At 60.7% G+C, this 21,760-nt stretch carries 21 protein-coding genes and 1 pseudogene; 18 read left to right on the forward strand and 4 right to left on the reverse strand.

Annotated features, from left to right (window positions below; all coding sequences use genetic code 11):
* The first annotated feature begins 40 nt into the window (after positions 1–40).
* Together QSV46_RS23350 and QSV46_RS23355 are read left to right on the forward strand one after the other, a co-directional pair.
* On the forward strand, positions 41–1,225 hold the full coding sequence (locus QSV46_RS23350; RefSeq protein WP_314957196.1) for a S8/S53 family peptidase: 1,185 nt from the start codon (positions 41–43) through the stop codon (positions 1,223–1,225).
* Positions 1,226–1,273: 48 nt separating this feature from the next.
* A complete protein-coding gene (locus tag QSV46_RS23355) occupies positions 1,274–1,531 on the forward strand; it encodes a hypothetical protein (protein WP_144030583.1) in 258 nt (85 codons plus the stop codon).
* 494 nt (positions 1,532–2,025) lie between these two features.
* On the opposite strand, the gene QSV46_RS23360 is transcribed toward QSV46_RS23355, so the two are convergent.
* The 3 genes from QSV46_RS23360 to QSV46_RS23370 are packed head-to-tail and all read right to left on the reverse strand — an operon-like array spanning position 2,026 to position 5,169.
* Positions 2,026–3,447 carry a hypothetical protein gene (locus QSV46_RS23360; RefSeq protein WP_314957201.1) on the reverse strand — a complete coding sequence of 474 codons (1,422 nt, stop codon included), beginning with the start codon at positions 3,445–3,447 and terminating at the stop codon, positions 2,026–2,028.
* A complete protein-coding gene (locus QSV46_RS23365) occupies positions 3,434–4,489 on the reverse strand; it encodes a caspase family protein (protein WP_314957205.1) in 1,056 nt (351 codons plus the stop codon). Before QSV46_RS23365 ends, QSV46_RS23360 begins: the two co-directional genes overlap by 14 nt.
* Positions 4,489–5,169: a M12 family metallopeptidase gene (locus QSV46_RS23370; RefSeq protein WP_085398556.1), complete on the reverse strand. Its 681-nt coding sequence runs from the start codon at positions 5,167–5,169 to the stop codon at positions 4,489–4,491. The genes QSV46_RS23365 and QSV46_RS23370 overlap by 1 nt, the downstream gene beginning before the upstream one ends.
* Positions 5,170–6,384: 1,215 nt before the next feature.
* Between QSV46_RS23370 and QSV46_RS23375 the strand changes: the two are divergent.
* The 16 genes and pseudogenes from QSV46_RS23375 to QSV46_RS23450 all read left to right on the forward strand — a co-directional run.
* Positions 6,385–6,516 (forward strand): annotated as a pseudogene (locus tag QSV46_RS23375) (CopG family transcriptional regulator); the annotation flags it as partial.
* A gap of 388 nt (positions 6,517–6,904) precedes the next feature.
* Positions 6,905–7,567, forward strand: coding sequence for a hypothetical protein (locus QSV46_RS23380; RefSeq protein WP_314957211.1), 663 nt, complete (start codon positions 6,905–6,907; stop codon positions 7,565–7,567).
* Between the two features lie 73 nt (positions 7,568–7,640).
* Positions 7,641–8,960 carry an MFS transporter gene (locus tag QSV46_RS23385; protein ID WP_314957215.1) on the forward strand — a complete coding sequence of 440 codons (1,320 nt, stop codon included), beginning with the start codon at positions 7,641–7,643 and terminating at the stop codon, positions 8,958–8,960.
* A 359-nt stretch (positions 8,961–9,319) separates the two neighbouring features.
* The gene (locus QSV46_RS23390) at positions 9,320–10,069 is read left to right on the forward strand and encodes an electron transfer flavoprotein subunit beta/FixA family protein (protein WP_247321098.1); all 750 of its coding nucleotides are present in this window, start codon (positions 9,320–9,322) and stop codon (positions 10,067–10,069) included.
* On the forward strand, positions 10,069–11,019 hold the full coding sequence (locus QSV46_RS23395) for an electron transfer flavoprotein subunit alpha/FixB family protein (protein WP_314957225.1): 951 nt from the start codon (positions 10,069–10,071) through the stop codon (positions 11,017–11,019). The genes QSV46_RS23390 and QSV46_RS23395 overlap by 1 nt, the downstream gene beginning before the upstream one ends.
* Before the next feature lie 308 nt (positions 11,020–11,327).
* Entirely contained in the window at positions 11,328–12,248 is a 921-nt protein-coding gene (trbB, locus tag QSV46_RS23400) for a P-type conjugative transfer ATPase TrbB (protein WP_314957418.1), read from the forward strand.
* The gene (locus QSV46_RS23405) at positions 12,245–12,571 is read left to right on the forward strand and encodes a TrbC/VirB2 family protein (protein WP_259219315.1); all 327 of its coding nucleotides are present in this window, start codon (positions 12,245–12,247) and stop codon (positions 12,569–12,571) included. Before trbB ends, QSV46_RS23405 begins: the two co-directional genes overlap by 4 nt.
* Positions 12,571–12,834 (forward strand): VirB3 family type IV secretion system protein, encoded by a 264-nt coding sequence (locus tag QSV46_RS23410; protein WP_007600323.1) that lies wholly within the window; start codon positions 12,571–12,573, stop codon positions 12,832–12,834. Before QSV46_RS23405 ends, QSV46_RS23410 begins: the two co-directional genes overlap by 1 nt.
* A gap of 10 nt (positions 12,835–12,844) precedes the next feature.
* Complete coding sequence (gene trbE / locus QSV46_RS23415; protein ID WP_314957236.1) at positions 12,845–15,286, forward strand: conjugal transfer protein TrbE; 2,442 nt, start codon at positions 12,845–12,847, stop codon at positions 15,284–15,286.
* The gene (gene trbJ / locus QSV46_RS23420) at positions 15,283–16,017 is read left to right on the forward strand and encodes a P-type conjugative transfer protein TrbJ (RefSeq protein WP_314957238.1); all 735 of its coding nucleotides are present in this window, start codon (positions 15,283–15,285) and stop codon (positions 16,015–16,017) included. The genes trbE and trbJ overlap by 4 nt, the downstream gene beginning before the upstream one ends.
* Complete coding sequence (gene trbK-alt, locus QSV46_RS23425) at positions 16,017–16,391, forward strand: putative entry exclusion protein TrbK-alt (RefSeq protein WP_314957241.1); 375 nt, start codon at positions 16,017–16,019, stop codon at positions 16,389–16,391. The genes trbJ and trbK-alt overlap by 1 nt, the downstream gene beginning before the upstream one ends.
* A gap of 3 nt (positions 16,392–16,394) precedes the next feature.
* A complete protein-coding gene (trbL, locus tag QSV46_RS23430; protein WP_314957244.1) occupies positions 16,395–17,630 on the forward strand; it encodes a P-type conjugative transfer protein TrbL in 1,236 nt (411 codons plus the stop codon).
* Positions 17,631–17,681: 51 nt separating this feature from the next.
* Complete coding sequence (gene trbF, locus QSV46_RS23435) at positions 17,682–18,362, forward strand: conjugal transfer protein TrbF (RefSeq protein WP_314957247.1); 681 nt, start codon at positions 17,682–17,684, stop codon at positions 18,360–18,362.
* A 2-nt stretch (positions 18,363–18,364) separates the two neighbouring features.
* Positions 18,365–19,339: a P-type conjugative transfer protein TrbG gene (gene trbG / locus QSV46_RS23440; protein ID WP_314957248.1), complete on the forward strand. Its 975-nt coding sequence runs from the start codon at positions 18,365–18,367 to the stop codon at positions 19,337–19,339.
* Positions 19,336–20,541, forward strand: a complete 1,206-nt coding sequence (locus QSV46_RS23445; protein WP_314957250.1) for a TrbI/VirB10 family protein — start codon at positions 19,336–19,338, stop codon at positions 20,539–20,541. Before trbG ends, QSV46_RS23445 begins: the two co-directional genes overlap by 4 nt.
* Before the next feature lie 6 nt (positions 20,542–20,547).
* On the forward strand, positions 20,548–20,790 hold the full coding sequence (locus QSV46_RS23450) for a DUF2274 domain-containing protein (RefSeq protein WP_231189382.1): 243 nt from the start codon (positions 20,548–20,550) through the stop codon (positions 20,788–20,790).
* On the opposite strand, the gene QSV46_RS23455 is transcribed toward QSV46_RS23450, so the two are convergent.
* Positions 20,763–21,716: a LysR family transcriptional regulator gene (locus QSV46_RS23455; protein ID WP_314957258.1), complete on the reverse strand. Its 954-nt coding sequence runs from the start codon at positions 21,714–21,716 to the stop codon at positions 20,763–20,765. The genes QSV46_RS23450 and QSV46_RS23455 overlap by 28 nt on opposite strands.
* Between the last annotated feature and the right edge of the window lie 44 nt (positions 21,717–21,760).

A 21,760-nucleotide genomic window follows, 5' to 3' on the forward strand; every position in this document is an offset into this window, starting at 1 on the left:
CGCTGGGCGGTACTCCTAAGCTTCCCAGGATAGAGTTTGCATGAGCGAGAATAAGATCGATTTCGCCGTGAGTGACGACGACGGCAACGGGGTGGCCGCCAGGATCTTCCTCTTCATCAGACGGGCCGATGCCGAAGTAGCGGATCCGCTGATGGGCATGTCCGATCAAAGCGGATGGGTATCATTCGTTTTGCCGCCACGCGCGGTGTTCGAATGTCTTGTCGCCAGGGCGCCAGGATACTGGACAGCCTACTGCGATGATATCGCGGATTGCGTTCCGATCACAATGAGACGCCTTCCGGATGTTGTAGAACCGGCATGGTGGTTGAATTGTCTGGGTATCGATACCAGTCGGTCCAAGCGGGGAGCCAACATCAAGATTGGGGTAGTTGATACCGGCTTTTCAAAGGGCGATGGCATCCGGCACGTTCATGAAATTGGTGGAGCGAGGCAACAAGGCGGAGACGAGTTCGAGCCGGGTCACGGGGAGCTGGTTTGCAGGGTTTTAGGCGACCGCAGCAAAAAGGCGCGCCGGTGGATGTCGGCGGCGCCCGGTGCTCAGATTTTTTTCGCCGATGCCACGCACAGTGACGAACCGGAAAAGGTCAGCGCATTAGGTGCGGCGATCGCGATCAACAAACTGCTCGACGCGAAGGTCGATCTCATTAATCTCAGTTGGGGCGAACCCTTCGAGGACGATCGGGTGCTAGACGCTATCAAAGCGGCCGACGAATTGGGCGTCGCCGTCGTCGCCGCGTCCGGCAATGATCCCAACGATCAGCAGGTCTATTTTCCCGCGCGGCACGAAAGCTGCATTGCCGTCACTGCCTTCGGAAAGACGGGCTGGGGTGAGGCCGGCAGCGTGGTGGCATATGACCAGAAGCACAGCAGGATGGTCGGAAAGGCTCCCTCCGGAGACGCAATATATTTCTGGTGCAACAGCACCTGCGGAGTGGACGTGAATGGAACTGCACCTGGAGCAGGTATTTTGGTGCAGCGCAAAAACGAAATTTATGCTGCATTATCAGGGACTTCGTTTGCGGCGCCGCTGGCCTGCGGTGCCCTGGCCGTTGCGCTTGCACAGGACAAGGAGTATTTAGATATGCCTCGTTCAAAGGATAGGACCCAACACGCAAGGAGCGTGTTCCTTAAGATGTGCGTTTCTGTCGGCTTGGACTACTCTAGTCAGGGATACGGCTCCCCCTTCGCCGCGGGAGGGCGTTAAGGCCCTTTTAGGAGAATCGGTTAAGTTGAAGGCGGGTTGGAGGTATCCATGAAAGAGAAATTGGTGGTTTGTCTCAGCTCTGATCTGATGGTGGCGAACGCCCGCGGCGCGCATCACGACATCGGCGAGATGGTGAAATCAATTCCCAGTCTGACTATCGTGTCAGGGGATCCCTCCATCGCCGTGAGTGTCGAAATCGACGATCGATACACCGAGCGCCTTCGTACAGCGGTGAACGGTCTCTGCACCGTCGGTCCGGATCAGGCATTCAGGACGCTGGGAAATCGCCGCTTGCCTTCATGGTAGGCGCCTTCCTGTAAAGCCGTCCTTCAGGGAGGTTCTTGCCGGCAACGGCAGGCCGCTCAAATCACTGTAAAGCGAGTCGGTAACAAACTGCGCGCGGATGCAACAAGCCGAGTTCGCTTGCTCGACGACAAATTCAAGCTGCCAAGAGATATCAGCCGTGGTCGCGGCGGGACCGAACGAGCTCAAGGGGTGGATTCCCGTCGTATCCTCCACTCCATCGACCATGAGCATCCGCAACGATGGTAAGTCGCGGACTGCGATACGTAGTCGGCGGCCGTCGCTTGCAGTCGCCCGCGCACTTGCCGACTTCGCAAGCTGCAAGGCTATCCAGACATCCTCTCCCGCGAGCAAAGGCGCTAGGACGTCCGCAGTATCGGTATCCTGCTTCAGGATGTGAATTGGAAGTGCGCCGCGGTTAGCGTCGAGTCCGTCCCCAACACGCCGCTGGAAGGACAGGGACCAACCCTCACCGCAGACTTCGTAGATTGAGATTTTCAGGGAAAGAGCTTTCGCAGCATCGAATCCAGCTTCGACGCGGGGATGCCTAGCACTTTTGTCAATTCCCCCTTTTCGTCCAAACTCAGTTCCGGCATAGCCTCTCTAACGGTCGCCGCCGTGCCGCGGACCACTTCCAACCCGTGGGCGAGCGTCCTGTAGGCGGAATTCAAGCGAGACCTGACGGGATTCGTCGCATTCGACCGCGCCCTGTCCGCGCGAGACCTTGCCGCAACAAAATCCTGCAATGTCTCTTCCAACCTCATGCTCGATCCCTCACCGTCGGTTGGCGTTTTCCAGATAAGCCAAGGACTGCCTGGTAGCACGAGCGTTGCAATGCGATTGGCCTCGGAGTCCTCAGGAAATATGTCAGATTCCTTGAGGCTGTGCGCCACGGCGAGATCCCAACTGGCGCGCAACATCGGAGGAGACGTGATGCGACGAGGTACTTCCGACAACGGTGTCCTACGCGCAAGGCAGAGCGCTCGCACATCCGGATGGTCGCTCCCGAGCAAGTTGAAAAGATTTTGGGTCACGGTCTCAAAATCCACCACGTTGTCTGGTTCGTCACGAAGCAAAAGATGTGCGCCCAGCAGGCCGAGCATGGGATCATCGAATTTCGCGCGTAGAACTTGATCCAACACTCCTTCCGAAAGGATCTTCCTTTTCTGGGTCAATGCATAACGGGCGACCTCCGCGAGCCAAGTCTGGCTACTTCCCGGATCGAACGATTGCTGTGGCGAGATCGAAATCGCGGCGTTCTCAATGTCGAGGGTGGCGCTATCGGACCTTCCGTAACTCGAGGTGGTCCGTTGCAGCAAGAACGCCTGGGTCTGGAGATTGTTGGTTACGAATATGGCCCGGGTGATGCCGCCAGCAAGCTGCAATCGATACGATCCAGGCGTCACCGCGGCCGACCAAGAGGCAATGGGGTCGCCATCGGCCGTGAACTTCGCGAGTTTTCCTATGTCCAGCTTCATGCTGGAGGACTCGTCGATGAACATAAGGTCGGTCGCCGGGTTGATCGGCGCGGAATCGCCGTGGCGGGACCATGCCCGCGCGATGATCAGGATCGACGCTCCTATCCCCAGAACTTGCGACAGGTTCTCGCTCGCCCATCGCGTCGTTTCCTGGTGTTTGTCCTGCGAGCGCCTCGTATTCGTCAGAGGTATGGGCGAGGAAAAATCCGTTGGAGCGTCGATCCTGACTTCCTGATCTCTGTCGAGGGCGACGATCCTCTCCTCGAGCGTCGGACCGACGCGAACCCGAACCTTGTAGATGTCCGAAGGCAACGAACTGCTCAGGTGACCTACGGCGCGAGCAACCGTATTTGCGCTGCCGTCGAGCACAGAAATCTCTGCCGGCGCCGAAGCGTCGACGGTCAGCGTGTTGAGTTTCGGCGGGTCGCTAGATGGAGACATCTTCAATCACCGGGCTGCCGTCCGCCTTTAAAGCCCCCGTCACCTCGAACGTTACTTCGGCCCCGCCATATCTTACTCTGTAGAAGCCTCGTGGCAAAGTTAGCGACCACACCGGGGGAGCCTGATTGACCGACGCGACCGTCGCAAATGCAGCCCCCTCAATCCAGATCCTTCCTCCGGGATTGCCGACGGCAATCGCGAGCGGGAAAGTGGGTGCCGCGTTCCAGCCAGCTGGCGCCGCAAGGATATCGAACGGGTCGGGGTCGTAGACCTCGGGTATTTTGGCTATCTCATCGTCATCGAGCTCTGCCGGCGATAGCGACTTCTTCATGTTGTCTTGCAGGAACAGCTTGAGCTGCGCTGTGGTGATGGCGCCGGTCTTGGGGTCGCGTGCGTCCCCTTTTAGTCCCTGCATCAGAGTAGCGGAAAATACTCCGCGCATGTCGTTTTCGAACATCTTCTCTTTCGAGATCAAACGGTCCTTAGCCGAAAAAGCATAGAAGCGGCGACGTATCTGACCTAGCGAGGCCTGCTTTATGCGGAGAAATGGAGGTGCCAATTCGACGTCATCGATCCGGGTGCGGCATGCGTCCTGAAAAAGGATGACCTCGTCGAACCATCCGCCCTCGTAGAAACGGTTGGCCCACAACATGGAGGCGACGCTATGGACGCGCTTCAGACTTGCGTTGGCCATCAACACCGCCGACTTGTCCAGCGACGGCGAAAACCCATGGCCAGAGAAGAACATCCAAAGACGTCGACCGGCCTGGTGTCCCAATCCAGCCTGATTGTTAGCTTCGGCGGCGTTGTCGATATCGGTGAAGAAGCGCTCTATCAGTTCTTTGGCCGGCCGCTCTTCGTCCGCATTGGTAGCCGCCGTAAACGCAGAGCTAGTGAGCAGCAGCGTGTTCCGACCATCCACCTGTCCGGAGGACGTAACCCAGGTATGAAACGCCTTTGCGTCGTTCTCCGCACCGAAAAGCGCGGAGATTGCGGGATATCTGTCGATACCCACGACGAGTGCGCGATCGGCCAGCGGCATCAGTATTGTTTTTTGATGAATTTCTTGTCTTCGTCTGAAAGCTTTGAATTGAAGCCCACCTCGGGTCCTCCGATCGTCCAGGAGGCTGGGATCGGATACATCATGATGGAATTCTTATCGAGTTTCGTTCCCGCGATCTCATTCGGGGGATAGGTTTCGAACATGTTGTGTTCGATCGTGGCTTCGTCCCAGTCGTTCGGTGGACCGGATAGATCCGCGATGACAGCCGGTTTATTCCATTTGATCGGCTGATCCGGATTTTGGTGTTCATGAATTAGCCCGAGCGCATGGCCGAACTCGTGCAGAATTACTCCCCTCGCATCGTCATCGGATATTCCCGGGGTTAGCCATCCGAAATTCATCGTCGGCTCGCCCTTCGGGACTTGTCGGCATGTCGTCCCGATTACAGACCAGGACCCTTCGTGCTTGAACGAGATACGAATATCGCCGTTCGCCGGTACCCAGGAGAAGTTCAGGTTCGCCATACCCGGATTGACCCATTCCGACGCAAACCTTCTCACCAGCGCCTTCTGATCGTCCGTTCCGTCAAGGAAACTGATCCGTATCTCGTCTCCCTTCTGCCACTTGCTGTCCTTGACCAACGCGGCCCTCGCGTTGCCGTCAGCAGCAGCCTTGTCCTTGAACCAGGCAAAACACCAGCGCTTCGTCTCGTCCGCCATCTCAAACCTCCCAATAAAAAATCGGATCGTGCTTTCAAAATCTCGAACTTCCCGGCGCCGATCGCTCCGGCGAGCAGCACTTGCTTCCAATCAAAGCCGGTCAGGAACCTGGATGATTGCGCATCCTGAACGCGAAATCAACGCGGAACTCTCGGAATTGGTGCGGCACGGAAAGGGCGCCGGATCGTCGCGCTTCGCCAGGAGCATGACGAACGCACCCGTTTTTGCAGTTCCGCAGCGCCTTTCGGTATTTGACCAGGAGAGGCGATTGGTTTCGGCTCGCGGTAACATCTGCGGGCGAATGGAAATTGCTGATCCCGCATGGGAGCTGAGGAGAGATAAGCTTGGGTCGTTTCAATGCGATTGCGGTCTCGCGCGGGGATGGCCTCCATCCGCTACTCCGCGAGCCGCGCGGGTTGCCGCCTCGCCGTACTCCGAAGTGGCCGTGCGGCCCGATGGAATGCTCCAGGGAGGACCGAGCCCGAGATCCCGGAAAGCGAGGTCCTCAACTCACTGCGTTCGGGACGCGGGGAAGGCCCTCCGTCAGATCGCGACTCGAACCGGACGGCGGTGTCGGTGGTTGCGCCAGGATTTGAACCTGCTTAGGGAGCGCGAGGCTTGCGCCGCTCACATCGATCGTTCAAGCCGTAGCTCAGGGGGCGTGTTTTCATTTGGAAACGGCATCTAAGCTATTGGATACAGGTCCTTTCGACCGTTTTATCCAAACGCGATTTGGAATCGTTGAATAATCAATCGGATTTTGATTCCGCCTTTTGGATGTCTGATCCGATGTGGCCTAACCAGACCAAAAGCGCTGAATTCGTCGTGCGCAAGGCTCCAGTAGGCGCACAGCAGGGCCTCCAGAATTCGGAAGACTGCGTCGAGACAATCTTAGATTAGATGGCGATCGACCACAAACGGTGCCCTTCGGCGGACTATCGTTAGGACTCTCGGTCAGCTGACCTCGATGAGAAAATCGGGCTTATGAAATAGTGGGTACCGCGATGTAGCGAACTCGTGCCCCCCGCCAGCACTTGTTTCAAATTTACCCACCGCGGAAAGAATCTCCAACACGTGCCGTCACGACAGGGGAAGGCATTTTCAGATCGGCCCGGCTACTCTTCGAGGTAGGGTCGAAAAGCACTTTTGAGCGCGAAATGCACTTTGCTTTACTGCTCAGTTCGCAAGTCTTTGATATCGCAGCAAATGCGACCGCCCTCCGAGCGCGCCAAGGGCGCGGAACGTTACGATCGCTTTGTTGAGGCGCTGGGACGGCGGCTTGCAAGCGGATCCACCGTCCTGAAAGAGGTGAGCATCGACATGCACGCCTCTGAGAAGCCCGAGTAATCAGTACGCGCGCCCTAATGCGACCTGGCAGCTCCTAGCGATGCGTGCGGCGCTGAGTCAGATAAGTCGACCCGCAGATCGGCAGCATGCCACGAAGCGCGCAAGCGATGGGCGCGTCACTCAATGCGCCCGGGCCCGCTGCAGCCCGTTAGCTGCCCGCGAATGACACAGGCTTACAGATCCCCCTCTTCTTGAGACCGCCTTGTCTTTCTTTGGCTACGCCAGACTACGACGCAGATGTCGGTGCAGTTGAAGTGACGTTCGGATTGACCCTTGTGTCAAGTCCGACATCGCTGGGGGCAATTCAGCCGTTTCGATTCCGAAATCGACGCCGCGCGTGCCGCGGTGCGCGGGCAGGTCTCGGCCGCAAATTGGGAGTGAACAAGCAGTGCAAGTCGATGGAGAGCTTGGAGGCCATTCCAACTCGATTGCGAATCAAGCCGACAGCGATGCGCAGCCGAGCCCGAACGAAGGAGCGCGAACCAAGAAGGTCACAGTTCAGCTCTCCGAGAGCATGTTTCAGCGGCTTGAAGTTGCGACCGAACGCCAGGGACTCGGCAAGAGCATGGTTGTCGAGACGGCGCTTGAACGATTCCTGAATCCTGCACCACCCATCGAAGGGCTCGTTCAGGAGGCTCTAGACCGGATAAGCGGCCAGATGGCCAGGCTCGAGCGCGAGATCGCGATCATCGCCGAGACGGTAGCCCTGCATGCGCGCTATCATCTCACCGTGACGCCGCCGATGCTGCCATCCGGGCAGCGAGAGGCCTGCCTGCTCGGGCAGCAGCGTTTCAAGGTATTGGCGGAGCAGGTCGAACGGCGGGTACGGCTCGGTCAGCCCTTGATCCAGGAAACGATCGATCGGCTGGGCAGGCGCAGCCGACCTACCAGTGAAGCTCATGGCGGTGCGTCAGAACGCGCGGCAGAAGAGCAACCGAGAAAGGAAGGTCTGTCCGCAGTCGCGGCGGATGGAAACTCCGAGCGGAGCGCTGCCGCCGTGGAGGGCGGCAGCGCTCCAAACTTTCGAAACCTGCCCAACTCCTTTTGTTAGGCCGGCCGCCAGAAGCGTGCGGAACGAGCTTGGGCCGCAAATATTGCCGGTGGCACGAGTTGAGCCAGTTCCTGTGTGGCGGCTGATCGCGTGCGTGTTTCTTCCCTTCGCGGTCGGGTACTACCTTTCGTACCTGTTCCGGACCATCAATACACTCATTGCTGGCCGCCTCGCCTCTGATCTCGGGCTTGGCGCTGCCGATATCGGGCTGCTCACGTCAATCTATTTTCTGGTCGTTATGGCGGCCCAGATTCCGATCGGCATGTTACTTGATCGCTTCGGGCCGCGCCGGGTCCAGAGCGTGCTCTTGGCTGTTGCTGCAGGGGGTGCCGCGCTCTTTGGGCTATCGACGGGATTCCTGTCGCTTCTTTTTGCTCGCGCGATTGTCGGACTTGGGAGTGCAGCAGCCCTGATGTCCGGGCTGAAGATCATTGTCCTCTGGTTTCCAAGAGAACGAATGGCCCTCATCAATGGCTATATGATCATGCTGGGCTCATTGGGGGCCGTTACCGCAACGGCTCCTGCCGAGGTGCTGCTGGACTGGATCGGATGGCGGGGTCTATTCGGCGTGCTGGGCGCCGCAAGCGCGCTTGCTGCCATTTTGATCTATCTCGTGGTTCCTGAACGAACCACTGGGCCACAGGGTAGCAGGACGCCCGCCACTCTGAAAACCGTCTACTCGGATGCGCGGTTCTGGAGAATGGCGCCCTTATCGGCGACCTGCATCGGGTCCGCTTGGGCACTGCAATCCTTATGGGCGGCGCCCTGGCTTTCCGATGTGGAGCGGCTGGATCGAACGAGACTCGTCAACGAATTGTTCGTGATGGCGGTCGCTCTGAGTCTCGGCGCTCTGGTTTTGGGCGTCCTTGCCAACTGGGTGCGTCGCCGGGTTAAGAAGAGCGAGGCTCTGTTTGGCTTGGTCGCGGCGATGTTGATTGTGGCGGAGCTTGTGCTGATCCTGCATCCGCCCTGGCCATCACTCCTGCCGTGGTGCGTGCTGTCGATGGCCGGGTCAGCCACTGCTCTGACCCACGCCATCATAGCGGACTATTTCCCGGCCGAGCTGGTTGCGCGCGCCAATGGCGGTCTGAATGTCCTGCAATTTGGCTGGGCTTTCGTCGTGCAGTACGGGACGGGACTGATTCTGGAGCAATGGCCTCTAGAGGCGGGGCATTATCCGTTAACGGCCTATCAGACCGCGTTCGGTGTGAACGTTTTGCTGCAGGTGGCAGCGCTGGTCTGGTTCGCCGCCGTCCCGTGGCTCGAGCGCCGGAAAAGGAAGGCTGGCAATTCGGTCACACGTCAACCGGCGGGAGGCTGGAACTCGGTTGAGGTCGTTATTCCACCAGCCGAGCTCGCCATCCTGGAGGCGGATGATCATGCGGAGTGGTGAAGCCCGCATGTCGCCGGGCTGATGTCCGGGGTCATGATGTTCGGCGCGTCAGAAGCGATCGTCCCGAATCTCTCTTCTTCCACGCCAGACTACGATCCGTTTGGTCCCATTTTGCCGAGCGCAGGTTCTGCTTCCGCCTCATCCAGCCGCTGATCGCTATCGGTCCCTGCAAGAAGTCGAGTTGCGCGGGGTGCGCACCTCCGCACAGCCACCCTCGATGGAATGTTTATATGGGTGTAGGCGCTTTGCGGCGTCCGAATCATCTCTCGTGCATAAATCCTGCACGTTGGTCGCGATCCATACGAATTGGCTCAATCCTTTCGTGATAACTCCTCCCCAAATTGAGTGGAAGAGAATCGATGAAGGTCTTGGTGCCGGTAAAGCGGGTGGTCGATTACAACGTCAAGGTCCGCGTCAAGAGCGATGGATCGGGCGTTGAACTCGCCAACGTCAAAATGTCGATGAACCCGTTCGACGAAATCGCGGTCGAGGAAGCGCTTCGCCTGAAGGAAGCTGGCAAGGCGACCGAGGTCGTGGTCGTTTCCATCGGACCGGCGCAGGCGTCGGAGACGATCCGCACCGGTCTTGCCATGGGCGCCGATCGCGGCATCCTGGTGAAGGCCGACGGCATCGTCGAGCCGCTCGCTGTCGCCAAGATCCTGAAGAAAATCGCTGAGGAAGAGCAGCCTGGTCTGATTATTTTGGGCAAGCAGGCGATCGACGATGACTCGAACCAGACCGGCCAGATGCTGGCCGCGCTGCTCGGTTGGTCGCAGGCGACGTTCGCCTCGAAGCTCGAGGTCGAAGGCTCTGACTTCAAGGTCACCCGCGAAGTCGATGGCGGCTTGCAGACCGTCAAGCTGAAGGGACCGGCGATCGTCACCACCGATCTCCGTCTCAACGAGCCGCGCTATGCGTCGCTGCCCAACATCATGAAGGCCAAGAAGAAGCCGATCGCGGACAAGACCGTCGCCGATTACGGCGTCGATGTCACCGCGCGCCTCGAAGTTCTGAAGACGACGGAGCCCGCGGGCCGCAAGGCCGGCGTCAAGGTGAAGGACGTCGCCGAGCTGGTGTCGAAGCTCAAGAACGAAGCCGGGGTGCTCTGATGACGACGCTGTTGATTGCCGAACACGAGCACGAGGTCCTCAAGGACTCCACCAACAAGGCGCTGACCGCAGCCTCCCAGCTTGGCGGCGACGTCCATGTGCTGGTCGCCGGCGGCGGGCAGGGCACCAAGGCTGCGGCCGAGGCGGCTTCGAAGCTCGCCGGTGTTGCCAAGGTGCTGGTCGCCGAAGGCGAGCCCTACGCGCACGATCTCGCCGAGCCGCTGGCCGCGCTGATCGTCTCGCTGGCCCCGTCCTACGATGCGATCGTCGCGCCAGCGACCTCGCGCTTCAAGAACGTGATGCCGCGCGTCGCGGCCCTGCTCGACGTCATGCAGGTCTCGGAGATCACCAAGGTGATCGCCCCCGACACCTATGAGCGCCCGATCTACGCCGGCAACGCCATCCAGACGGTGAAGTCGAAGGACGCCAAGAAGGTCATCACGGTGCGCACCTCCACCTTCGCCGCAGCGGGAGAAGGCGGCAGCGCGTCGGTCGAGAGCGTCGCGGCGGCGGCCGATCCGGGCCTGTCGTCCTTTGTCGGCGAGGAAGTCGCAAAGAGCGACCGTCCCGAGCTGACCTCGGCCAAGATCATCGTCTCCGGTGGCCGCGCCATGCAGAGCCGCGAGAACTTCGCGAAGTACATCGAGCCGCTCGCCGACAAGCTCGGGGCCGGCGTCGGCGCTTCGCGTGCCGCGGTGGATGCGGGCTATGCGCCGAACGACTGGCAGGTCGGCCAGACCGGCAAGGTCGTGGCCCCCGAGCTCTATGTCGCGGTCGGCATTTCCGGCGCGATCCAGCATCTGGCCGGCATGAAGGACTCCAAGGTGATCGTCGCGATCAACAAGGACGAGGACGCGCCGATCTTCCAGGTTGCCGATTACGGCCTGGTCGCCGACCTCTACCAGGCGGTTCCGGAGCTGACCGCCGAACTCGGCAAGCTCGGCAAGTAAGACGCGCTAAAACACCGGCCGGAGCTATAAACTCCGGCCGGTGTTTCATTTTTGAGGCGTTTTCTTTCGTGCGGGACGCGCGGAAGGCTAGGCGTGATTGCCCATCATCAAAGCCTCGCAAGCATTCTTTCCTATCTTTTCTTCTTCTACGCCAGAGTACGAACCGCGAGCGCTCTTGTTGCGATTACCTCGGTTCTGCTTTTTCTACTTGTCCCCACGCAAGGCCGCTGATGTCAGCGACCTCAAGCACGGGGGCAGTCGTGGCGATCCATTCATTTCATTCGGAAGCCGAGTTGCGCGGAGCGCGCATGCTCCGCACAGCGCTGGGGCCTGCCATCGCCGGCTTTCTGGAAGATCCGTCGATCGTTGAGGTGATGCTGAACCCCGACGGTCGGCTGTGGATCGATCGGCTCTCGAGCGGCCTTACCGATACCGGCGAAAGTCTATCGGCTGCCGACGGCGAGCGAATTGTTCGGCTGGTCGCGCACTATGTGGGCGCTGAGGTTCATGCCGGCTCGCCCCGAATCTCGGCTGAGCTGCCGGAAACGGGAGAGCGTTTCGAAGGTTTGTTGCCGCCGGTCGTCGCCGCGCCGGCTTTCGCGATCCGCAAACCCGCGGTCGCTGTCTTCAGCCTGGACGACTATGTCGCTGCCGGCACCCTGAACTTGGAGCAGGCCAACGCGCTCCGTGATGCGGTCGCTACACGCAAGAACATCCTGGTCGCGGGCGGCACATCGACGGGCAAGACGACGCTGACGAACGCGCTTCTGGCAGAGGTGGCCAAAGGTTCGGATCGCGTCGTTCTCATCGAAGATACGCGGGAGCTTCAGTGCACGGCGCCGAACCTCGTGGCGCTGCGGACCAAGGATGGCGTCATCTCGCTGTCCGAACTTGTGCGCTCGTCACTTCGTCTGCGCCCTGACCGAATCCCGATTGGCGAGGTGCGCGGGGCCGAGGCGCTCGACCTGCTCAAGGCCTGGGGGACGGGACATCCGGGCGGAATCGGCACGATCCACGCCGGCACCGCGCTTGGCGCGCTCCGCCGGCTCGAGCAGCTCATCCAGGAGGCCGTCGTCACGGTTCCGCGCGCGCTGATCGCAGAAACCATCAACGTCATCGCCGTGCTCTCTGGCCGTGGTGCCGAACGGCGTTTGAGCGAACTCGCTTCTGTCACCGGGCTTGGACCATCAGGCGACTACAGCCTTTCGAAAATCGGAGATCAATCATGAACGCACCATCCTCTCTCGGGCGAGGTTTCACATCAGTTGCAGCATTCGCTTGTCTGTACCTGGCCAGCGTGCCGGCCTGGGCCGCCGGCTCGAACATGCCCTGGGAGCAGCCCCTCAACCAGATCCTGCAATCGGTCGAAGGACCCGTGGCCAAGATCATCGCGGTCATCATCATCATCGTGACAGGTCTCTCGCTCGCGTTCGGCGACACGTCGGGCGGCTTCCGGCGGCTGATCCAGATCGTGTTTGGTCTGTCGATCGCATTTGCCGCCTCGAGCTTCTTCCTGTCGTTCTTCTCGTTCGGCGGCGGGGTGGTGATCTGATGGATGAGCCAGTCCCGGGCTTTGTCGCCCCTGTCCACCGTGCGCTGACCGAGCCGATCCTGATGGGCGGGGCACCGCGATCGGTTGCCATTCTCAACGGCACATTGGCTGCAGCACTCGGCCTCGGTCTGCGCTTGTGGCTAGCCGGTCTTCTGCTGGCGTTCATCGGCCACATGGCCGCGGTCTGGGCCGCAAAACGCGATCCGGAATTCGTCGAAGTCGTGCGCCGGCACGTTCGTGTTCCCGGTCACCTCAGCGCTTGAGAATAGTCCCATGATGAATCTTGCCGAATACCGCCATTCAAACACGCTCCTTGCTGATTTCCTGCCCTGGGCTGCTCTGGTCGACGAGGGAATTGTATTGAACAAGGACGGCTCGCTTCAGCGGACGGCGCGGTTCAGGGGGCCCGATCTCGACAGTTCCGTGCCGGCTGAGCTTGTTGCGGTCGCAAGCCGCCTGAACAATGCGCTCCGGCGTCTCGGATCGGGCTGGGCGGTTTTCGTCGAGGCGCAACGGCATTCGGCAGGGCGCTATCCGCCCGACACATTCCCGGATGTCGCATCCGCCTTGGTGGATGCGGAGCGCAAAGCGCAATTCGAGGAGGCCGGCAGCCATTATGAATCGAGCTACTACCTAACCTTCCTTTATCTACCTCCTGCAGAGAGTGCAGCTGTGGCAGAGCGTCTCCTGTACGAGGGCGGCCATCGCAGCGCGGGAGCGGATGCGCGCGAGGTGCTGAGTGGCTTCGTCGACCGGACCAACCGCGTGCTGCAGCTCGTTGAGGGCTTTATGCCGGAATGCGGCTGGCTCGATGACGAGGCAACGCTCACCTACCTGCACTCGACGGTCTCGACCAAGCGGCATCGCGTTCGGGTGCCTGAGATCCCGATGTATCTGGATGCGCTGCTTGCCGATCAGCCGCTGACAGGCGGGCTTGAGCCGATGCTGGGTGACGCGCATCTGCGTGTCCTGACCGTTGTGGGGTTTCCCACGACGACGACGCCCGGGATCCTCGATGATCTCAACCGCCTCGCATTCCCGTACCGCTGGTCCACGCGGGCGATCATGCTCGACAAGACGGATGCTCTAAAGCTCCTGACCAGGATCAGGCGGCAATGGTTTGCCAAGCGCAAGTCGATTGCCGCGATCCTGAAGGAGGTGATGACGAACGAGGCGTCCACGCTTCTGGACACGGATGCCCACAACAAGGCGATGGATGCAGATAGGGCGCTCCAGGAGCTCGGCTCGGATCAGATTGGAGAGGCCTTTGTGACGGCAACGGTCACGGTCTGGGACAGGGATCCGCACGCGGCCGACGAAAAGCTACGCCTGGTTGAAAAGGTGATCCAGGGCCGGGACTTTACCTCCATGACCGAGACAGTGAATGCCGTCGAGGCCTGGCTCGGCAGCCTTCCGGGACAGGTCTATGCAAACGTGCGCCAGCCGCCGGTGTCGACGCTAAATCTCGCCCACATGATCCCGCTCTCTGCGGTCTGGGCGGGAGAGGTGAGGGACCATCATTTGAAGGCGCCTCCACTGTTCTTCGCCAAGACGGAAGGATCGACCCCTTTCCGCTTTGCGCTCCATGTCGGCGATGTCGGACACACTCTGATCGTTGGACCGACCGGCGCAGGGAAATCGGTGCTGCTCGCACTGATGGCACTGCAGTTCCGGCGATATCCGGCCGCTCAGGTCTTTGCCTTTGACTTCGGCGGGTCGATCCGCGCGGCGGCGATCGCCATGGGAGGCGCCTGGCATGATCTTGGCGGCGCGGTTGGCGGAGACTCGGCAGAATTCGTGGCGCTCCAGCCGCTTGCGCGCATCGACGATGTTGCGGAGCGCGGTTGGGCAGCCGATTGGATTGCTTCGATTCTTGCGCGCGAGCGCATCGAGGTCACGCCCGAGACCAAGGATCATGTCTGGTCGGCCTTGACCTCGCTCGCCTCGGCGCCAGTTCGGGAGCGGACGCTGACGGGCTTGTCCGTTCTTCTGCAATCCAATGCCGTGAAGCGCGCGCTGCAACCCTATTGCCTCGGCGGGCCGTTTGAGCGGCTGCTGGATGCGGAAGGTGAGCGGCTGGGAGAGACCTCCGTCCAGGTGTTCGAGACTGACGGGTTGATCGGGACCGGTGTCGCGCCGGCGGTTCTCTCCTATTTGTTCCACCGGATTGAGGATCGGTTCGACGGCCGTCCGACCCTTCTCATCATCGATGAGGGCTGGCTTGCGCTGGACGATGCCGATTTTGCCGGCAAGCTCCGCGAATGGCTGAAGACGCTGCGCAAGAAGAACGCCTCCGTCGTGTTTGCGACCCAGTCGCTGGCCGATATCGACGGCTCCGCAATTGCGCCCGCAATTATCGAGAGCTGTCCGACAAGGATCCTGCTTCCCAATGACCGGGCGATCGAGCCGCAAATCATGGCGATCTACCGGCGCTTTGGACTGAATGACCGGCAAATCGAGATCCTCGCCCGCGCGACGCCCAAGCGCGACTACTACTGCCAGTCGCGCCGGGGCAACCGGCTGTTCGAGCTCGGCCTTGGTGAGATCGCGCTGGCTTTTGCGGCCGCGTCGTCCAAGACCGACCAGACTCTCATCGAGCGGGTTCTTGAGGAGCACGGACGAGACGATTTCGTCACCGGCTGGCTCAAGGCGCGCGACCTCGGCTGGGCCTGCAATCTCATTCCGCAGCTTGCCAAGGGAGGTGGCTTGCCATGAAACGTCTCCGTCCGCTGCTGGCAGCAAGTATCATCGCAATTAGCCTGACCCAAACGCCCCGGGAAGGAAAGGCACAGTGGATCGTGTTCGATCCCAACAACTACGTGCAAAATGTGCTGACGGCGGCGCGCGAGCTGCAGCAGATCAACAACCAGATCACCTCGCTGCAGAACCAAGCGCAGATGTTGATCAATCAGGCGAAGAACCTGGCCAGCCTGCCGTACTCGTCCTTGCAGCAGCTCGAGCAATCGATTCAGCGCACGCAGCAGCTGCTCAGTCAAGCGCAGCGCATTGCCTACGATGTCCAGCAGATCGATCGCGCGTTCTCAACAAATTATGCGCCGGCATCCGCAAGCATGTCCAATGGGCTCCTCGTCGCCAACGCCCAAACACGCTGGCAGAACGCAGTCGCCGGCCTGCAGGATACCATGCGGGTGCAAGCAACCGTCGTCGGCAATCTCGATACCAACCGCACGCAGATGTCGGCCCTGGTCACGGCGAGCCAGGGCGCGTCAGGTGCTCTGCAGGCAAGTCAGGCCGGCAACCAGCTCCTTGCGCTGCAAGCGCAGCAGCTTGCTGATCTCACCGCGACCATGGCCGCGCAGGGGCGCGCACAAGCGCTCGAAGCCGCGCAAAGAGCAAGTGCCCAGGATCAGGGCAGGGAGCAGCTGCGGCGCTTTTTGACCCAAGGTCAGGGCTATCAACCGACAACCGTGCAGATGTTCCACTGATGATGAAGAACAGATTTGAACGGCTGCCGATGGCGGTGGCAGTTAGCATCACAGTCCTGGCCGTCGCCGCCTGCGCCATTCACCTGCGCGGCGACGACAGCGCGACCCAATCTTCCGCCTCGCTCGCTGCGAAGCCCGATCCGGCGGCGGCAAAGCTCGAGCAATGCCGCACCGTCACCTACGAGCAGAGAGAGGCTCTGCTCGAATGCGAGAGGATCTGGGCGGAACGGCGCAGCCAGTTCTTGGGGAAAAGCGGATCGGTAAGCGGTTCGGGTAGCAATGCGCGCACGGCGCCATTTTCCTCGCCTGTGCCGCACAAGGACGAAAGCCGCCTGCCGTCGCTCTCACCCTCCATTCCAAGCCAAAGCGAGTGAGCAATGGGCGGCACCTCCGTCATCGACCAGTTCCTGGAAACCTTCACCCGCTATATCGATTCCGGATTCGGTCTGGTCGGGGGCGAAGTCGGCTATCTCGCCACCACCTTGGCTGCCATCGACCTCACGCTCGCGGGGCTGTTCTGGTCTTGGGGGACTGATGAAGATATTGTTGCCCGGCTCGTCAAGAAAACCTTGTTTGTCGGTGTTTTTGCCTACCTGATCGGCAGCTGGAGCAGCCTCGCCCGCATCGTCTTCGAGAGCTTTGCTGGTCTTGGCCTCAAAGCCTCGGGCACGAGTCTGTCATCGGCCGATTTTTTGCGGCCAGGCCGCATTGCGCAGGTGGGGCTCGATGCCGGCCGCCCAATCCTGGACTCGATCTCGGGGTTGATGGGTTATGTCAGCTTTTTCGAGAATTTCGTCCAGATCGCGGTCCTGCTGTTCGCCTGGATTGTGGTGCTGCTCGCCTTCTTTATTCTCGCCATCCAGCTCTTCGTCACGCTGATTGAGTTCAAGCTGACGACGCTTGCAGGTTTCGTCCTGATCCCCTTCGGTTTGTTCGGCAAGACCGCCTTTGCGGCCGAACGGGTGCTGGGCAACGTCATCTCCTCTGGCGTCAAGGTTTTGGTCCTCGCCGTCATCGTCGGCATTGGATCGACCTTATTCTCGCAGTTCACGGCAGGTTTCAGCGGCAACCAGCCGAGCATCGAGAACGCGATGGCGCTTGTCCTGGGCGCGCTCGCCTTGTTAGGCCTCGGCATTTTCGGACCTGGCATTGCCAACGGCATCGTCTCCGGAGGTCCGCAGCTTGGCGCAGGCAGCGCCGTCGGGACGGGACTTGCCGCCGGTGGAGTCGTTGCGGCTGGCGCTGGCCTCGCGTCCGGCGCTGCCGGTCTCGCCGGCGGCGCGATTGCAGGCTCGCTACGAGGTGGAAGTGCGATTGCAAGCGGCACCATGAGCGTGTTTCGGGCGGGGAGTCAGTCTGGCTCCGAGGCGGGCGCGTCCGGTGCTGCAAGTCCCTTGCGCTCGGTCGCAGCTGGTCTTGGTGGACCGGCGAGCGATGCCGGCAAGGGGGACGGGGATTCCTCGAGAGCTTCCGACAGTGCACCCGCCTGGGTTCGGCGCATGAAGCGAGCGCAGACGGTCAGTCATGGCGCATCAGCGGCAACCCACGCGATCCGTTCGGGTGATCCCGGCGGGGGCGGCGGATCTGTCGACCTCTCGCAACATGACCGCTGACTCTTCTGATCGACCAATTCCGTTTTCTCACCCGTCACTTGAGGTCTAGCAATGTTCAAACGATCGGCCGTTCACTATGGCCGCACGCCAGAGGCCGTCACCCCCTATCAACGCGCAGCCCAGGTCTGGGATGATCGCATTGGGTCTGCTCGCGTGCAGGCCAAGAACTGGCGCCTGATGGCCTTTGGCTGCCTCTTCTTATCCGCTGGTTTCGCCGGCGCCCTGGTCTGGCAATCGGCGCACGGGACGATCACGCCCTGGGTGGTCGAGGTCGACCAGTTGGGCGAAGCCAAAGCCGTCGCTCCGGCAAACGCCAGCTATCAACCGACCGATCCGCAAATAGCCTTTCACCTGGCGCGCTTCATCGAGCATGTGCGTGGCCTGCCGATGGACGCCATCGTCCTTCGCGAAAACTGGCTCCGCGCCTACGACTTTACAACCGATCGCGGCGCGGCCGCACTGAATGACCACGCACGCAACAACGATCCATTCGCCAAGCTCGGCAAGACGCAAATTGCGATCGAGGTCTCGAGCGTCATCCGGGCATCCCCTGAGAGCTTTCGCCTCGCCTGGATCGAGCGCCGCTACGACAACGGCCAGCTTGCCGCAACCGAACGGTGGAGCGCGATCGTCAGCATTATCGTGGAGATGCCGCGCGATCTCGATCGCCTCCGCAAGAATCCGCTTGGCATCTACGTCAACGCCATCAACTGGTCGAAGGAGCTGGGTTAGCAATGCCGTCAGGTCTCGTTATTGCGTCGCAGAGGGTCCGCCCGAGCCTCGCTCTGGCTCTCGTTATTGGTGTGTCCACCCTTGGCGGTTGCACCACGTTCAAGCCGCCACAAGTCAGTTACGATAGCGATGTCCCGCCGGCTCCAGATCTGCCGGCGCTTGCCGACGATCGGCCGCGGCCGCTGCATGTGCCACCGGCCTGGAAGGCGGCGCGCGGCGGCAAGAACGCGGAAGCCAAGGAGCCGATTGAACGGATTGAGACCGCGAATGACGCCGCACGTGTGCAGCCGCGAAAGGCTGGCTACTTCAATGCGGTGCAGGTGTTTTCGTACAGTCCCGGCGCTCTCTATCAGGTCTATGCCGCGCCGGGGCAGATCACCGACATCGCCTTGGAGCCCGGCGAGCAGCTGATCGGCTCGGGACCGGTCGCCGCGGGTGACACCACTCGCTGGGTGGTCGGCGACACCGAGAGCGGCAGCGGCGACACGCGACGTGTGCACATCATGGTGAAGCCGACACGACCGGCGATCGAGACCAATCTCGTCGTCAACACGGATCGGCGCACTTACCTCATCGAACTCCGCTCCCGGGAAAAGCCCTATATGCCACAGGTCGCATGGTTCTATCCGGAGGATCGGACCGCGCGTGGTCGAGCTCTGCCGCCCACACCCGTCATCCCGGACCAAGCGCAGCGCCGTTACCGCTACGCCATCGAGGGAGACAGCCCACCTTGGCGTCCTGTCAATGCCTATGACGATGGGCGCAAGGTCTACATCGAGTTTTCGCCCGGCATCGGCCAGGGCGAGATGCCGCCGCTCTTCGTGATCGGGCCTGATGGCAAGACCGAGCTCGTCAACTATCGCGCTTACGGCAATGTGCTGATCGTCGACCGGCTGTTCGCGGCCGCGGAACTGAGGCTCGGCGAGGAGCACCAGCAGAAGGTCAGGATCATCCGAACCGACTGGAGGTCGCTGTGACCGAGACTGGCCAGCCGAATGACACACCCAAGGACGCTCCTCGGGTCAAGCCGCCGGAAGATATCGCCGAAACCCTTCGGCTCCGGCCGGATCGGCCGCAAGTTACGCGCCTATCGCGCAAGGTGCTTGCGGGTGGCAGCGCCCTTTTGCTGGTGCTCATCTCTGGTGCGGTCTTCTGGGCTCTGCAGGAGAAGAGATCACGGACGCCAGCCGCCGAGGAGCTTTACGCGACCGACCACCACAATGTCGCCGATCAGCTTGCAACCTTGCCGAAGGATTATACTGAGATCCCGAAGGAGGTGCCGCGTCTTGGACCACCTTTACCCGGCGATCTTGGCCGGCCGATCGTTGCAGCACAGGGCGCGTCGACGCCCAGCCCGCTCGGTATTGACGCCGAACAGCAGCGCGCTGGTCAGGAGAGCGAGGCGGCACGCACCAGCAAGGTGTTTGCCAGCACGAACGTCCGCGCACAGGCCCCTGTCACATCGCCAAGTGAAGCCCCATCAAATGCAGCGCCATCATCCGACGAAGCATTTGGCCAGAATGGCCAGGATCGAAAACTTGCGTTCGTCAGTGCTTCCGTTGACCGTCGAACCACCAGTCCCGATCGCCTGGCAAGACCGGTCTCTCCCTTTGTGGTCCAGGCGGGAACGATCATTCCGGCTGCTCTTATCACGGGGATTCGGTCCGACCTGCCTGGGCAGATCACGGCCCAAGTCACAGAAACGGTATACGATTCCCCTACGGGGCGAGCTCGCCTTATCCCGCAAGGAGCCCGGTTGATCGGGACGTATGATAGCCAAGTCGCATTTGGCCAATCGCGCGTCCTCCTGGTGTGGACGCGCCTCATCATGCCAAATGGGCGATCGATCGTGCTGGAGCGGCAGCCGGGCGCAGATGGCGCGGGCTACTCTGGGCTTGAGGATGAAGTCGACAACCATTGGAAGGAGCTGTTGGGGGCGGCTGCGCTTTCGACGCTGCTCGCCGTCGGCACCGAGGTGAATTCCGGATCGGATACGGGTAGCACCAACAGCGACCTCATCGCTGCGCTCCGCCGCGGCGCGGGGGACTCGATGAACCAGACGGGCCAGCAGGTGGTCCGCCGCAATCTCAACATCCAGCCCACGTTGACGATCCGTCCGGGATTTCCGGTGCGGGTGATCGTCAATCGCGATCTGGTGCTCGAACCGTATAGAGGGTGAGGTACGATGGCTAAGCTTAAACTTGGAGCGCTCGAAGACGATAAGCCGATCAAGATTACGCATGAAATCCCGGCGAGCGTGCACAGGGATCTCGTGGCATACGCAGAAATCCTTGCACAAGAGAGCGGGCAGCCGATCGGGGAGCCGGCCAAGCTTATCGCTCCCATGTTGGCACGGTTTATGGCAGCGGACAGAAATTTCCGGAAGGCTCGACGGGCCCGTCAACACCCGAGCGGAGGCGAGGGATAGCGCTCAGAAAGCAAGTTCAAGAAAGCAGCCAACGCAGGATTTTCGTTGTCGTCTCGCCAGTATGCCGAAAAATCGAATCGGCTCGGACCGGCTCCGTCGCGCAATTCGCGGTAGACGAGGCCTGCATAGTTGATGCCCACGTCGGATTCCAGCACCAGGCTGATTCCTGTGTTCATCCTGATCAGGCTCTTGATGATACCGCGGCTGACGTCGTGGCGCTCGAGTTTAGGACGGTCCTCAGGCGACACGAGCTTGGAAATCAGAAGATCTTCAAACTCTTTTCCCGGATCGTAATGGCTCAGCAGGACCGTCTCGCCGCGCAGGTCAGTCCAATAGACTGTGTCGCGCGCGGTGAGGGGATGATCATGGGGTAAGGCGACCAGAACACGTTCGCTCCACAGCGGCATCACTCGGTTGTCGAGTAATGGCAGGTTCCCTGTGACGATCAGGATATCGAGAACGCCGTTGCGAAGTGCAGTCGCGAGGCGTGTTCGTGATTTCTCGATCGTCACAAGCTCGATTTGCGGGAATCGCTGCTTGAAATCCAGCAAGGACGTCTGCAGGTTGCCAATGGAAAGTGAGGTGCAGAGCCCGACACTCAGCCGGCCAGCCTCGCTGTTCCGTACAGCCCTCGCGGTCGCGATGAGAGCATCGAACTGCTCCAGAATTGTCCTTGCCAGGCGAAGAACACTGCGGCCTGGCTGCGTGGGGCGCACACCACCGCTGAAGCGCTCAAAAACCGCAATTCCCAGGTGATATTCGATCTCGCTGATTCTTCGGCTCAGACTCGATTGTTGGGTTCTCAGCAATTCCGCCGCTTGACGGAGGCTGCCACAATCAGCCGCAGCCACGAGCGATTGCAGATGTTTCAGTTCGATTGCCTTGCTGGCTTGAAGGGAGGGTGTTGATCGAGGTGGTTTGTGCATCGTAAGTCTTAAGCAGATGGGCTTTCCGCTCCAAAGCGCAGCGA

It is taken from the genome of Bradyrhizobium cosmicum (assembly GCF_032290525.1).
Taxonomy (GTDB): Bacteria; Pseudomonadota; Alphaproteobacteria; order Rhizobiales; family Xanthobacteraceae; genus Bradyrhizobium; species Bradyrhizobium cosmicum_A.

Coding starts and splice junctions, on each gene's coding strand:
- trbF (WP_314957247.1), top strand. CDS start 17,682: ATGTTCAAACGATCGGCCGTTCACTATGGCCGCACGCCAGAGGCCGTC.
- QSV46_RS23405 (WP_259219315.1), top strand. CDS start 12,245: ATGAACGCACCATCCTCTCTCGGGCGAGGTTTCACATCAGTTGCAGCA.
- QSV46_RS23450 (WP_231189382.1), top strand. CDS start 20,548: ATGGCTAAGCTTAAACTTGGAGCGCTCGAAGACGATAAGCCGATCAAG.
- QSV46_RS23390 (WP_247321098.1), top strand. CDS start 9,320: ATGAAGGTCTTGGTGCCGGTAAAGCGGGTGGTCGATTACAACGTCAAG.
- QSV46_RS23395 (WP_314957225.1), top strand. CDS start 10,069: ATGACGACGCTGTTGATTGCCGAACACGAGCACGAGGTCCTCAAGGAC.
- QSV46_RS23355 (WP_144030583.1), top strand. CDS start 1,274: ATGAAAGAGAAATTGGTGGTTTGTCTCAGCTCTGATCTGATGGTGGCG.
- trbE (WP_314957236.1), top strand. CDS start 12,845: ATGATGAATCTTGCCGAATACCGCCATTCAAACACGCTCCTTGCTGAT.
- trbB (WP_314957418.1), top strand. CDS start 11,328: ATGCTCCGCACAGCGCTGGGGCCTGCCATCGCCGGCTTTCTGGAAGAT.
- QSV46_RS23410 (WP_007600323.1), top strand. CDS start 12,571: ATGGATGAGCCAGTCCCGGGCTTTGTCGCCCCTGTCCACCGTGCGCTG.
- trbK-alt (WP_314957241.1), top strand. CDS start 16,017: ATGATGAAGAACAGATTTGAACGGCTGCCGATGGCGGTGGCAGTTAGC.
- trbG (WP_314957248.1), top strand. CDS start 18,365: ATGCCGTCAGGTCTCGTTATTGCGTCGCAGAGGGTCCGCCCGAGCCTC.
- trbJ (WP_314957238.1), top strand. CDS start 15,283: ATGAAACGTCTCCGTCCGCTGCTGGCAGCAAGTATCATCGCAATTAGC.
- QSV46_RS23370 (WP_085398556.1), bottom strand. CDS start 5,169: ATGGCGGACGAGACGAAGCGCTGGTGTTTTGCCTGGTTCAAGGACAAG.
- trbL (WP_314957244.1), top strand. CDS start 16,395: ATGGGCGGCACCTCCGTCATCGACCAGTTCCTGGAAACCTTCACCCGC.
- QSV46_RS23455 (WP_314957258.1), bottom strand. CDS start 21,716: ATGCACAAACCACCTCGATCAACACCCTCCCTTCAAGCCAGCAAGGCA.
- QSV46_RS23350 (WP_314957196.1), top strand. CDS start 41: ATGAGCGAGAATAAGATCGATTTCGCCGTGAGTGACGACGACGGCAAC.
- QSV46_RS23360 (WP_314957201.1), bottom strand. CDS start 3,447: ATGTCTCCATCTAGCGACCCGCCGAAACTCAACACGCTGACCGTCGAC.
- QSV46_RS23365 (WP_314957205.1), bottom strand. CDS start 4,489: ATGCCGCTGGCCGATCGCGCACTCGTCGTGGGTATCGACAGATATCCC.